The following is a 13521-nucleotide window of genomic DNA, read 5'->3' as shown; positions in this document are numbered from 1 at the left end:
GTCCTAGGTCGTATTGTCGGCCGGCCTGGTCAGGCGGTTTGACGGCGTGCCGGGTCGGCGGCGGACAACAGCGAACGCAGGCCGTGCCAGCCCCAGTAGACGCGATGCGCGACGATCAGGCCGGCCTCGATGTCCATGACCTCAACGAGATCGGTTTGATCGCCCGATGGCGTGGCCCGCGGATATTCCCATGTGAGCTGGCGGCCATTCGAAAAGAAATCGCCGGTGCGGTACCAGTCGGCGAACGTGCCGGAGAGTTTGTTGAAGCCAACTGTAAAGAAATCGCGGATCGCCGCGTGGCCTTCGAGGATGCCGGTGCCGAGTTCAGGCAGCACGACGAGGATCGACGGGGATTCGAAACGGGCATGCGGCGCGTAGAGGGACATCAGGGTGCTGATGTCGCCGGTGGTGATCGCGGTGTGCCAGTGGGTGTAGATGTGGCGGGTTTGGGCTTCGGTAACCTAAATAGCTTGCATGATGAATTCGCTCGAATTGTTGAAGTTCACTTCAGATTAGGCAAATTCCATGAGATGTGTTTCACGGCAACGTGAAATATGAACGCTTAATCTGTTGAGTATAGGCGTACGGACTCGAGACAGAGCAACCGCGATCAATACAACAAATTTATAAAATCCGAGAACGATTCGGCAATCTTCACCACCGCCGCATCCGCCTCGCCTTCGAAAGCATCCCGGTTCCAGAAGCAAACAGCCCCGTGCTCAGCTGGAAACAGATTCATCACAAAATAATTACCAGCCGGATCCTCACCAATCGGGATGAAACTCCCACCAAACTCATTGGTCACATGTCGCCTCGCCGCACTCACTGTGTAGGCCGCATATGCATGATTGACTCCATGCAAATAAGAAAGCACAGTACTATTTAGCAACGTCTCGGGCGGGAGTTTAATTCCATTCAGACTTGGATTTCCGCCATTTTCGTGGATTTGAAAATCTCTGTGGTGCTCGGGAGTTTATAACCAAGCGTTTCCTCAAGCTTCGAAATTTGCTCGAGAGTGGGTTTTGGACTGGCTGCTCCAGTCAACATGCTTCGCTGGGTCCGCTTGTTCAGCTTCAAACCATGCTACTTCATTAGGACGAGTTGTTCGTCGCTTATGCCTAGCGGCTTGAATGTCACGCTCATCGATGGTCACGCTCCAAAACTGCGAGATCGCAACTCGGCTCGCTCAAGAAATCATCCAACCATGAATATAAAGCGTTCGAAGCTCATTTCTCATACGCCACCCACCAATTCAAAAGCGTTTCATCGGCTGGATCCTCGAAATTTTTATATATGTTCGAATAATACCACTCAACCCCAGATCGCCTCTTGAATTCATCGAACAGTTCATTGATTTTGCTGATGCCATTAACGGCAGGCACGGAACAGGCCAAGCTCCCCTCATTCATACTGTCCAGCGTACCATTCATCTTGTCTTTTAACTCTGCCTCCAGCCATGAAATGTCATTTTTTGATACTTCATCAGCATAAATTTGAATACAAAAATTTCCACCCCGCATCAAAACAGTTACCGGAAGGTCAACTCCATCTAGGCGAACCAGATCCCCTCTCGCAAGATTGAGCGTCAGCCCTGGCGATGCCAACAACTCATAAACATCGACGTCTATTTTTTTAGCGGGCAATCTGTCATATACTGGACCCGACTCATTATTTCCTGCATACACATCAATTAGGCACCAATTTTCAATGTTCACGCAGAGCCTCGCAGCTTTTATTCAAATGCCCCGCTACACCCCTCACCAACCCAGCACAAAATAAAACTCAGAAACCCACAATCAGAAATTAAGCAGAAAATTTTTTATCAACCCATTCCTGCAAGCTTCCTGCCACAACAACAAAATCCTCAGGTTCAAGATCTCCGAATCCAGAACCGAAAACACAAGACCTCTCATCATTCAGATCAATCAAAAAACCTCTCCCGCCGCCATCATCACCGATCAGCAGATAGCCAACACAGTACCGCCCAACTTCATAAGTTTCATTTCTTTCCGACAAATCATATGACGCCAATACCTTAGATAAAAAATCTCCCATTAAATTTAAATATCACGAAGTACACCTACACAACGCACTCAAATCAATCGCAAAAATCATAAATCATTTCCCGTAATGATGTAATCCCTAATTTTTTCCACTCCAGGAACAAATGAGTTATCTAACCTTCTGACTTCATCATCCGCAAGAGCACCTAGCGGAACGACCACAAACTCACATCCTCCGCGGAGATCCAATGCAAAACAATAATCCCCACCATCCGTACCAATCCCCAAAAATTTCGCGCTCATTCTTTTATCTATCAAATACAAAGAATTGAGATCACTCAGCTGACTAAGCGTCCACATTGACAAGTAAAGATCCCCAACCTCTCCCTCCCCGCCATCAGACCAAAGCAGAAAATCCTTATAATCTGAGGGCAAGGAAGTACCAATCACAGACTCCAGCCTCTCAATATCCAGCAACGCAGATGAGTCATTTTTCTTGAATTTCTCGCCGAAAATTTTAGGAAAATCCATCATTTAAAATCCTCGAGTTTATCGAAATATTTGCATGCCTTTTTCAAAGCATGCTTCCTACAATCATCCGAAACCCCTGCTACGCGCATATCCTGGGAAGAATAATTAAATTGATCTTGAATACTGGTACTCCATGGATCTTGCCCCGCAGCCACCATCGCATCGCGACGAGTATTTTTACTATCACTAATTGCTTTATGCGTGGGATTCTGAGGTATAAGTATGGCAGGCGCCTGCCGATAGTTATACCCATCGATGTCATTTGCCTTCGCCCAACGATCCTGAATAATATGACGGCTCTGATAACCAAAAGGCCTTGGGCTTGATTGATTACCATGTGGCTCGACACCACATGGACAGTCGCATCGTTTTGCAAGGCCAAGTGGATCAATCTACGCCACTGGATTATCAGCATAGGTAAAGGAATTGACTCCCCCGAATAAACCGACAGGGGCCTAGCTAACGAACCGGCCACTGTCCGGATCGTAATACCGATACCGGTTATAGTGCAGCCCCGTCTCATCATCAACCTGCTGCCCCTGGAACCGCAGCGGATTCCTGACCGCCGCCACCCCGGCCGCCGCCGACGCCCGCTCGATCACCTCCCGCGTCTCGCCCCAGACCTTGTAGCTCGCCTCCCAGACAACCTCACCCGCCTCGTCCGTCATCATCAGCGGCGTGCTGATCTGGTCGCAGTGATAGAACATCAAGCGCGCCTCGCCCTGCGCCTCCGGCACGCGCTGCAGCAGATCGTCCTCTGGCGTGTAGCGCTCGTCCGCCCGCGCCACCGGCGTCTCGATCCCCACCACCGGGGCCGTCACATACTGCGCCATCGGCACGAAAGAACGCGCCTCGTACACGTAATGCGTGCTACCAGCCTCGCTCGATTCATAAGCAAGCGTATCGCCGTCCCAGCCGAACACGGTCCGCGCGCCGTTCACGTCCTTCGCGATCCGTCGCCCCAGCGCGTCGTAGTAATACCGCGAGGCGCTATGCCGTGACGGCTCCTCGACGCTCGCCGCACTCATCCGGTCGAACCCATCCCACTCGAATCGCTGCGTCCCGCCCGGCGAGCGCTTCTGGATCAGATTCCCCTGCTCGTCGTAATCGAAGTGCGTACCGGCATATTCCTTCAGCAGATTGCCGAGCACCTTCGGCACCGAAGCCGGCAGTGTGCTCTCGCTGCGCGCCGCCAACGAAGACATGGATGAGATCCGTGCATTCCCCGGCTTGCCGGGATCAACGATATTGCTCGCCGGATCGAACGCGAACCGCTCGCGCCCATCTGGTCGATTCAATCAATCATGCCATCAATTCAATGCGAAGCAGAAAAAAAGCATTTGCTGGCGTAATAAGCTTCGCAAGACGCCCAAACTAGTTGTAGCAGTTAACCAGCCATTATCCTAACGCATTGATAGAGGCTAACTTCCCGGCGTCGACAAAGGTTTAATTGAGTCGCAATGGCACCGTCGCCAGTGACGAACACTCATCCATTCGCACGCTGTCTATTCCCGCGTGCTGGAGGCATGCATCCTCATAGGCAACGTGCTCGCCATCGCATTGCGAAGCCAAGAAGGCGTCGATTCCCTGAAACTCGACATCAGCGGCAATATCAACTGCAAAGAGCGATAACCCGTCGGTTACCGAGCATTGTGCTCCCAATTGTGTGAGGCTCTGGACAATTGCCTTTCTGGTTGCATCATCCTCCGCAAACACCCGGAGGGTCGAATGCCCCTCTCGGGCAATCACTCCAGTGGCAACCACTTCGCCGTCAATCTCCTCGGTCACAACCGTATCACCTTTGCTCACCCCACATATGTAGTAGGGCACGTTGTCGATCACGTAGGAATTCTCGCCAAGAGCCCGCCCCCATAGTGATTCGAAGCCAACGGGCGGATATCCGTCAGCGTCAGTTTTAAGACGAAACACGATTTTTACGAAGCCTGCCATGATGATCCTATTCATTTCCGCAGGGGTTGCGCCCCAAACGGTTGAGTTGCTTAAAATTTTCCTTCAGCTTATTCGAGAAGCCGCGATTGCACTTACGGCATAGCAGTTGTGTGTTTTTTTCGTTGTTTGCCCCGCCTAGTGAGTCGGGTTCGACGTGATCGAACTGGCGTTCGTTCGCCGGGGGTATGACACCGCGTTGACTTTTTTGACCAGGCACCACGTCGGTGCCACAGCATTCACACGTTTCCGTCCCAAAGAAGTCTTTATTCTCCTGAGCCACTTTCTGTTTGACAGAAGCCGGGATGCGTGCCAACCCAAGCGGATCGATCCATTCGGTTGGCGCTGGTACGTATTGATAGACGTTGATGTCGCCCGCCAAGCCGATTGGGTCTTTCGACACGAACCGTCCACTACTCGGATCGTAATACCGATACCGGTTATAGTGCAGCCCCGTCTCATCATCAACCTGCTGCCCCTGGAACCGCAGCGGATTCCTGACCGCCGCCACCCCGGCCGCCACCGACGCCCGCTCGATCACCTCCCGCGTCTCGCCCCAGGCCTTGTAGCTCGCTTCCCAGACCACCTCTCCCGCCTCGTCGGTCATCATCAGCGGCGTGCCGATCTGGTCGCAGTGATAGAACATCACGCGCGCCTCGCCCTGCGCCTCCGGCACGTGCTGCAACGGATCATCCTCGGGCGTATACCGCTCGTCCACGCGCGCCACCGGCGTCTCGATCCCCGCCACCGGCGCCGTCACATACTGCGCCATCGGCACGAAAGAACGCGCCTCGTACACGTAATGCGTGCTACCAGCCTCGCTCGATTCATACGCAAGCGTATCGCCGTCCCAGCCGAACACGGTCCGCGCGCCGTTCACGTCCTTCGCGATCCGCCGCCCCAGCGCGTCGTAGTAATACCGCGAGGCGCTATGCCGTGACGGCTCCTCGACGCTCGCCGCGCTCATCCGGTCGAACCCGTCCCACTCGAACCGCTGCGTCCCGCCCGGCGAGCGCTTCTGGATCAGATTCCCCTGCTCGTTGTAATCGAAGTGCGTGCCGGCATATTCCTTCAGTAGATTGCCGAGCACCTTCGGCACCGAAGCCGGCAGCGTGCTCTCGCTGCGCGCCATCGACAACGACGAGGTGCGCGCATTCTCCGGCTTGCCCGGATCGACGATATTGCTCGCCGGATCGAACGCGAACCGCTCGCGCGTGCCCGGCCCGATCGCCTCGATCAGCCGACCGACCGGGTCGTACCGGTAATCGGTCGCGCCCTTGCGGCTATCCTCGATCTGCGTGAGCTGTCCCGCCGCGTCATAGCGATAGCGCCGCGTACTCAACGCGGCCGGCGCCTTTTCGCGCTGCACGGTCTGCCGCTCGACGCGTCCGGCGGGATCGTAGACGGTGCTCTGCCCGATCCGGCTCGACAGCGTGCGCGTCACCTCGCGATGCAGGTCGTCGCGTTCGAGCTGCAATCGGTCCTCGCCGTCCACCAGCAGCCCATGCACGTGCCCGGACCCATACATCAACCAGTCGATCGCATGTCCGTCGGGCCGCACGGTGCGCACACGGTTGCCGAGTTCGTCGTAGCCGTGATGCCAGACGTAGCTGCGCTTCACGCCGAATACGTCATAGGCATGGTGCTCGCGCACGAGATTGCCGGCCGGATCGAAGAAGCGCTGCACGCGGCTGTAGCGGTTGCTCGCGTCGATCAGCCGTCCGCTCGCGTCATAGGCGAACTGCTCGAGGTCGTCTCCCACCTCGCGCCGCGCAAAGCGGCCGGCACCATCCTGTCCGATCCGCGTCACGCGCCCGGCCTCATCGATCGAGTCGAGCCGCCCGCTGGCTTCGTCATAGGCATAACGCGTCGTCTTGCCGTCGAACTCGACTTCCTCGAGCAATCTGCCAACCGGGTCATAACGGAACGTATAAGACGCATCGTTGGCATCGGTCAGCCGCACGAGGCGCCCAAGCCGGTCGTAGCCATAACTCAAGCGCTGCCCGAGCGCATCGACGCGCAGCGAGACGCGTCCCGCGCCGTCATAGGAATAACGCGTCGTGCGCTGCATCGGATCGACGGTCGAGATCAGCCGCCCCTCGGCGTCGTACTGGATCGTCTCGACGCCGGCGGGCGACACGATCTCAGCCAGATGCCCGTTCGCGCCATAGGCGAACGCGGTAGTGGTACCGGCCGCATCCTTGGTGCTGCTCAACCGCCCAGCCGCGTCATAACTCCATTGCGTGGTCTTGCCCGAGCAATCGCGATACGACACCAACCTGCCGCCTGCGTCATAGCTCAGCGATTTCGTGCCGCCCTTCGCATCGACCACCTTGATCGGCAGCCCCTGCCCGTTGTACTGATACTTCGTCTCGTGCCCGAGCGGATCCTTGGCAAGTACCACGTTGCCGGCATCGTCATACTCCTGCGCCCACGCATGACCCTGCGGATCGATGGTGCGCACGAGCTGATCCTTCGCGTCGTACTCCATCTCGATCACGCTGCCGTCCACGCGCCGATGCCGGATGAAGTTGCCGCGCGCGTCGTAGTCGAGGAATTCCACGCCGCCGTCGCGGTGGATGTACTCCACGAGCTTCTCGTTCGCGTTGCGGTACAGCCACTCCTCGCTGCCATCGGGATGGATCACGCGGAACGTGTAGCCCTTGTAGTCGTAGTAGTGCTGCGTAACGTTGCCGAGCGCATCGGTCACGCTGACCATCCGGAAGTCCGGATGCCAGGCGAGCGTGACCTCGTCGCTGCCGTCGTCGCGATACTCGCGGAAGCATCGCGCCTTCGGATGCGTGCCGTCCCACTCGAGATTCATGCCGCGCCCGGTGCGATCGGTGTAGCGCGTGAGCAGGTGATGCCGGTAGCGGTATTCGCGATGATTGCCGAAGCGGTCCCGGGCGCCGGTCAGATCGCCCTCGGCGTCGTATTCGTAGGCGGCGAGCTGCCCGACGCGCACGCCCTCGGCATCATGTTCGACGATCTCGACGATGCGCCCCTGCGAGTCGTGCTTGAACGCCACCTGCACGTGCGGCGCGATCAGCCGGTACAGGCGCCCCTGCGCGTCGTAATCGCAGGTCAGCTGATTGCCGGCGCGATCCTTGAGAAACGCGAGCCGGTAGCGGTCGCCGTCGCGCTCGTAGGCTTCGAGGAAATCGTGGCCGCGCGTCACGCTCATCCAGCGATCGTCGAGGCGCAGCAGCGTCATGTTCTCGGCCGGATCGTCGTGCGCGACACCCACGTCGAGCAGCGGGTAATCGAGGCTGCGCCCCTCGGCATCGTGATAGACGAGCTTGCTGTCATGCACGTCGAAACGCACGGTGTAGGGCGTGATCCAGCGCGGCCCGAGTTCGCCGCCGGCGTCGTTGGCGTCGAAGAACGAGCGGTAGGTACGCACCCAGATGATCGGCAACGGGCCGTCGATCGTGAAGTCGTCGTGATCGATGCGCTCGTCGCCGAGCGCGAAGCCGATCGATCCGCCCGATCTCGCGGCCGGGGTGGGCACCGCCGAGTTGAGGTTGCAGCATCCGCCGCCGGGATGCTTCGCGTCGGCGGTCTTGTGCAGCGTCTCGTGCGGCCCCTGCCCGCGATGCGCCTGCGCCTGAGCCTTGCCGTGCGAGGGCACGCCCACCGATTGCGACTTCGGGTGCGACATGCGCCACCGCTTCACGCCTTCCTCGGCGACCTGGATCAGCCAGCCGATCTTGCCGATGTCGTTGCCGTTGAGCTCCCTCACGGCCTTCTGCACGGCCGGAATCTTCTGGCGCAGGCCGTTCGCGATCGCCCTGAGCTGATCGCCGGCATGCGAATCCACGGTGTGAACCGCCGAGGAAACGGTGTTGATGCCGGCCTTCGCGACGATCTTGACGGCGTCATGCAACAGCAGGCCGAGGCTCTTGAAGGTGCTGCCCGGTTCGTACACCAGTTGATGCAGGTGCGAGCCAGCGTCGTGGACATTGTTGGCTGCGCTGTAATGCTTGCCGCCCGCATGGTCGAACAGGTCGGCGAGGCCGCTCATCAGCGCGCCGATATACGTCGCAGCCCGGTTGAGCACGTCGGCCAGCGCGCCGCGCAGCGTGGTGAGGAACGTCTCGATCTCGCCCGCATAGCGCGCCTGGAGACTTGACACGATGGCGGTGATGATGCCGTCGCGCACCATGTTGAGGACGGCTTCGCCGGCAGCGCGACCGTTCTTGGCCACTTCCTCGCGCATCAGCTTGAGCATCGGCCGCGCGCCCATGCGCACCTCGGCGGTGCCAACCGGTAGCGGAATCACGCCGATCAGGTCGAGGCCGAGGTTCAGCCAGTCGAACAGATTGAGCGGCCTGTTGCCATGATTGATCATCGCGCGAATGTCGCCGATCAGATCCACGGCTGCGAAGATGTTGGCAAGCACCGGCATGTTTTCCGCGACGGTCTTGAGCCGGTCGAGGGTGATCACGCCATGGCTGATTCCCATCAGCCACTGGTTCAGGTCGCGCAGATTCGCGTCGATGTCGATCGGATGGAAGCCGCTGAGCGGACCGACGAAGATGTCGGTCGGCTTCGGTTGAATGGTGGCCGGCGAATTCATGTTGAGAACGTGCGGATCGGGTTTTTATCGAAATCGACGAAGGAATCGGGCGCCGCGCATCAAACGATTTTCAGGGCGGCGGCCGCGCCGCGCGCGCCTTGCGCGAGGCCACCGAGCTGCTGCGCGGCGGACTTCAGCGCATTGGCCTGGGACAATGCCCCCTGCGCGCCGGCCGGCAGCGCGCTGCCCAGCGCCTGCTGCGCCGCGCCGAGTCCCTTCGAGGCGAGCGCGCCAGTCAATCCGGTGGTACCGCCGGACGCCAGCGAGCCGGCCATCCCGGCGACACTGCCGAGGCTGCCGAGCCCGCTCGCGCCTGCGGCTCCGCCGAGGCTGCCCGCCTTGCCGAGCGCGCCCGAAGCGAGCGAGCCAAGCGAGCCGACCGAACCGAGCGCGCCGCCGAGTCCCCCCAGGCCCCCGCCACCGGCCGCGCCCGTCACCGCGCCGGCCGCCTTGGCCACGGCCCCGGCCGACGACGCCAGCGCCCCCGCCGACGGCAGCAGCGAGCCGAGCTGCGATTGCGCGGCGGCGCCGGCCTCGGCGCCGCCATTCGCGGTGGTCTCGGGCGCCGGCCAGGTCGGCAGCTTGAATGCGCTGGCCTTGTCGGCCTGCGAGCGCGGGTCCTTGCCGAACACCACCTGCACCACGCCGGGCGGCAGCCCGCTCACCACGCTCCTGCCGCTCGCGTCGAGCGCGCCCTGGCGCAGCACGCCGCCGTTCGCGTCGAGCACCGAGAACTGCCCGCCCTTCACGGCCTCGCCGTTCGCGTACTGATGCAGCAGTTCGAGCTGGCCCGGCTGGTCGGGGCGCGGCGACGGCAGCGGGTAGCCCATGCTGGCCGGCCCCGCGAACACGTGCGAGGCGCCCTTCACGTCGACGGTGCCGGGCGTGTGGATCTCGATGTTGCCGCCGCTCAGGCGGATGTAGCCGCCGCCGCTCGTCAGCAAAATGCCCTGATCGGCGGCCAGCTGCACCTGGTCGGTGGCGGACAGCACCTTCACGGTCTTCTGCGCGCTCAGTTCGACGTTGTCGTCCTGCGCCTGGATCTCGATCTTGCCCTTGGCCGCGAACAGCTTCATGCCGGCGTTCTGCACGAACAGGCTCAGCTTCTGGCCAATGCTCGCGACCAGCGACTTGCCGGCGGCCACGTGCGTGCTCTGCGCGCTGACGAGGTTCAGGTGCTGGGTGGCGGCCAGATGGATCGACTGCTTCGACGACACGCCGATACCGGCCGGGCTGCCGAACACCATCACCGGCTGCTGGAACGCGTTGGCGCTACCGGTGCCGCCGCCCGCGGTGTTGCCGCCCGAGGCGCTCGCGCCGCTGGCGCTGCTCTGGGTCGCGTCGGTCAGCGCGCGCAGCGCGTCGTGCGCGTCCTGCAGGCTTTCGGCCTGATGCTGGACGCTCGCGTCGGACATCGCCTCGACGAGGCTCTCGGCGCTGACGAGCTGCTGCTGCGTCTCGCCGACGTCGAGCGGCTGGCTCGCGGCGGCCTTCGGATGCGTGGTCAGGTACAGGCCCTGGCTCGCGCGCAGCGCGCCGTAGTCGTCGGTGCGCAGGTCGAAGCCGCTGCCGAGGTAGGCGCCGCGCGAGTTGCCGCTCTGGTCGATCAGGTAGCCCAGGTGCAGCAGGCTGTTGGCGCTGCTGCTCATCAGCTGCACGCGGTTCTGGCCGGTGGCGTCGTCCATCACCATCTGGTTGTAGCCGCTGCCGCCGTACTCCTTGGAACGATGGCCGGACAGGATGCCGTTGCTGTGCCATTCCGGCTTGACGGCGCCGTTGTAGACGCGCGCGATCGCGAGCGGCCGGTCGCAGTCGCCGCCCACGTGGTCGATCAGCACCTCCTCGCCGACGCGCGGCACATGCACGCCGCCATAGCCGCCGCCGGTGTCGGCCTGCACCACGCGCACCCAGGTCGAGGCGCCCTGGTCGCCGGGATTCACGCGATCCCAGACGAAGCGCACGCGAATCCGGTTCAGCTCGTCGGTATAGACCTCCTCGCCGTCGGGCCCGACCACGACGGCCGTCTCCAGATGCATCTCGGGCTTGCGGTGTTCGAGCGGGCTGCGGTACGGCACGCTGGTGCGCTGCGCCTCCACCTCGACGCGATAGAAGCCGACCGAGCCGTCGGCATGCGCGACGCCGGCCGCCGCGCCGCCGTCGGCGGCACGCGCCTCGGCCAGCTCGGTTTCGAGGCTGTGCGGGAAATGCGGCGCGCCGGTCACGGGCAGGTTGTTCTCGATCCACCACGCCACCTCGATCGTGGCGAACTCGCGCTGCGCGGCCGGATCGGCGTCATGGACAGGATGGTCGGCCAGCGTGAAGCGCCGGCCCGCATCGAGCGCGCGCGCGCCGCCCGCGCCGTGGAAGCGCTTGGCGCGCGACTCCCATTCCTCCATGCGGATCTGCGCGAGCCGGTCGCCGCGCGACTGGTCGCCGAACGTGTAGGCGCCGGTGTAGTCGTACACCTCCAGCTGATCGGGCAGCTCGCCCTGCTGGCCCATGGTCGGCGTCAGCGTGCCCTTTGGATTGGCGGGCACGGCGGGGTTCTTGTAGTCGAACGTGCGGGTGGTCAGCGTGACGCTCTGCAGCGTGCGCGTGCCGGACCACTGCGTGAGCGCGTCGGTCTCGGCGCCGGTGGCCACCCGCGCGAACGACACGCTGGCCGGCGCGAGTTCGGGCAGCGAGGTGATCGCGTCGGTCACCACCAGCGTATGCGATTTGCCGTCGCCGCCCTGCTCCCAGTGGCCGTAGAGCCCCTCGCTCTCGAGCAGCCGGTGGACGAAGTTCCAGTCGGTTTCGTGCTGGCGCGTGTAGGAGCGGCTGGCGAGCGGCTGCGAAAGCGCGAAACGGAACCGGCCGCTCGCCTGCGGGTGCGCGTTGAACACGTCGGTGATGATCGCGTCGGCGCTCTTGTCGATCCAGATCTTCTGGTCGCGCCGGAAGTGCAGCAGGTGCAGCCACGCGTGGATGGTCAGCTGGTAGGTGGTCAGCCCGCCGTCGGCGCCGAGCCGGCGCGCGGTGAATACGTGGCCCTGAATCGGCCGGTAGCTCTGGTCGGCTTGCTGGAGCCACAGCGTGACGGGCTGTGCGATCAGCGATTTCAGCGGCACGTCGTCGTTGGAGGAGACCACGTCGAGCGTGAACGCATAGTCGCGCCCCAGCCTCGAACGGCCGACGGCGCGTTGCACGACCAATTGGTCCGATCCCAGCGGGGTGTCGAGTTTCACGAGCCGGTCCTGCTGAATCACACCGGCCTGGATCGCCCCCGCGATATCCTGCACGTTCATGGTGGTTCGCCCTTCTTCTTATTCAGCGCTCTCGGCAAGCGTCTGATTGAATCGACGGGCGATTGTAACCGGCCAGACAGCGATTCGCGAACCATGCGGGTATGACAATGGCTAATTAATCGGGCCATCGGTTCATGCGCGAGAAAATCGGCCGATTAATCAGAAATTAATACCTCGATTAATCGCCGGATCTGTAATTTCTGCCGACTTTTCGTGATTGGCGCACCGGCCCCGATTCAGCTTTTCGCGTGATCGGGTGCCGGGTCGTAGGCGAGTTCGAGCCGGTAGGCAAGCGCGATGAACAGGCTCTGCGCGAGCCCCATGGTGCTGGTCAGCGAGCGGAAGCCGAAGGTGTCGGACTCCTGCAGCAGCAGCGCCGCGTCGGCGCGGCTCGCCAGCGCGTTGAGCCGGCTGTCGGTGATCGCGATCAGCGTCGCGCCGCGCTGCAGGCCGTCCTCGACGATCTGCAGCGTCTCCTGCGCATACGGCGCGAACGACACGGCCAGCACCACGTCGCCGGCGCGCAGCGAACGCAGCTGCCCGGCCTGCATGCCGCCGGTGCCGGCCACCAGCTGGATGCGCTTGCCGGTGTGCTGCAGCGCGTAGTCGAGATAGGCGACCACCGGATACGAGCGGCGCATGCCGACCAGCCAGATCGCGTCGGTGGCGGCGAGCAGATCCACGGCGCGTTCGAACGCGGGCGCGTCGAGCGACGCGCTGAGCTGCTGCATGCCGGCGATGCTGTCGCCGAGGAATTCGGCGGCGAGCTCGCTGGTGCGGCGCGGCCCGCCCTGCTCGATGATGCCGCGAATCCGCGACTGGTAGCTGAGCTCGGGCGCGACCTGGCGCACCATCGCGTCGCGAAACACGCGCTGCATGCCGGAGAAGCCGGAGAACCCGAAGTGCTTCGCGAAGCGCACCACCGCCGAGGGCTGCACGCCGCAATCGTTGGCCACTTCCTGCACGCCTTGCAGGCCCACGCGCCCGGGATGCGCCTCGACGTGGCGCGCGATCAGCTTCAACTGCTTGCTGAGCGACGCGAACTGCGCCGAGATGTCGGCCAGCAATGCCTCGGGCGTCTGGCGCCCGGAATCCGGCGGGCTGCCGGCGGCGTCGGGTCGGGAAGATGGCATACGGGGAGCCGGGCGGTTTGTCATGTGGCGCCATTCTAGCA

Annotated in this window: 9 protein-coding genes and 1 pseudogene; all 10 read right to left on the bottom strand. The window is 61.9% G+C overall.

What is annotated here, in order from left to right; genetic code table 11:
* Positions 1–29: 29 nt before the first annotated feature.
* Complete coding sequence (locus BpN12_RS22285) at positions 30–437, bottom strand: nuclear transport factor 2 family protein (protein ID WP_246797961.1); 408 nt, start codon at positions 435–437, stop codon at positions 30–32.
* 173 nt (positions 438–610) lie between these two features.
* Complete coding sequence (locus tag BpN12_RS22280; protein WP_483298945.1) at positions 611–874, bottom strand: SMI1/KNR4 family protein; 264 nt, start codon at positions 872–874, stop codon at positions 611–613.
* Positions 875–1226: 352 nt separating this feature from the next.
* Positions 1227–1715 carry a DUF4265 domain-containing protein gene (locus BpN12_RS22275; RefSeq protein WP_246797613.1) on the bottom strand — a complete coding sequence of 163 codons (489 nt, stop codon included), beginning with the start codon at positions 1713–1715 and terminating at the stop codon, positions 1227–1229.
* 88 nt (positions 1716–1803) lie between these two features.
* Positions 1804–2055 (bottom strand): hypothetical protein, encoded by a 252-nt coding sequence (locus BpN12_RS22270; RefSeq protein WP_246797612.1) that lies wholly within the window; start codon positions 2053–2055, stop codon positions 1804–1806.
* A 56-nt stretch (positions 2056–2111) separates the two neighbouring features.
* A complete protein-coding gene (locus BpN12_RS22265; RefSeq protein WP_246797611.1) occupies positions 2112–2537 on the bottom strand; it encodes an SMI1/KNR4 family protein in 426 nt (141 codons plus the stop codon).
* Positions 2534–3823, bottom strand: a pseudogene (locus BpN12_RS22255) (RHS repeat-associated core domain-containing protein); the annotation flags it as partial. The pseudogene BpN12_RS22255 and the gene BpN12_RS22265, both read right to left, overlap by 4 nt.
* A 157-nt stretch (positions 3824–3980) precedes the next feature.
* Positions 3981–4484, bottom strand: coding sequence for a DUF4265 domain-containing protein (locus tag BpN12_RS22250; RefSeq protein ID WP_246797610.1), 504 nt, complete (start codon positions 4482–4484; stop codon positions 3981–3983).
* Positions 4485–4491: 7 nt separating this feature from the next.
* Entirely contained in the window at positions 4492–9060 is a 4569-nt protein-coding gene (locus BpN12_RS22245; protein WP_246797609.1) for an RHS repeat-associated core domain-containing protein, read from the bottom strand.
* A gap of 59 nt (positions 9061–9119) precedes the next feature.
* Positions 9120–12347: a type VI secretion system Vgr family protein gene (locus BpN12_RS22240; RefSeq protein ID WP_246797608.1), complete on the bottom strand. Its 3228-nt coding sequence runs from the start codon at positions 12345–12347 to the stop codon at positions 9120–9122.
* Positions 12348–12583: 236 nt separating this feature from the next.
* Entirely contained in the window at positions 12584–13480 is an 897-nt protein-coding gene (locus BpN12_RS22235) for a MurR/RpiR family transcriptional regulator (RefSeq protein ID WP_246797607.1), read from the bottom strand.
* Positions 13481–13521: the final 41 nt, after the last annotated feature.

The sequence above is a fragment of the Burkholderia perseverans genome (assembly GCF_022870505.1).
Taxonomy (GTDB): Bacteria; Pseudomonadota; Gammaproteobacteria; order Burkholderiales; family Burkholderiaceae; genus Burkholderia; species Burkholderia plantarii.
The sequence above is the reverse complement of the archived record's forward strand: the minus strand, read 5'-3'. Positions and strand labels throughout refer to the sequence as shown.

Coding starts and splice junctions, on each gene's coding strand:
- BpN12_RS22240 (WP_246797608.1), bottom strand. CDS start 12,347: ATGAACGTGCAGGATATCGCGGGGGCGATCCAGGCCGGTGTGATTCAG.
- BpN12_RS22265 (WP_246797611.1), bottom strand. CDS start 2,537: ATGATGGATTTTCCTAAAATTTTCGGCGAGAAATTCAAGAAAAATGAC.
- BpN12_RS22235 (WP_246797607.1), bottom strand. CDS start 13,480: ATGCCATCTTCCCGACCCGACGCCGCCGGCAGCCCGCCGGATTCCGGG.
- BpN12_RS22245 (WP_246797609.1), bottom strand. CDS start 9,060: ATGAATTCGCCGGCCACCATTCAACCGAAGCCGACCGACATCTTCGTC.
- BpN12_RS22270 (WP_246797612.1), bottom strand. CDS start 2,055: ATGGGAGATTTTTTATCTAAGGTATTGGCGTCATATGATTTGTCGGAA.
- BpN12_RS22250 (WP_246797610.1), bottom strand. CDS start 4,484: ATGGCAGGCTTCGTAAAAATCGTGTTTCGTCTTAAAACTGACGCTGAC.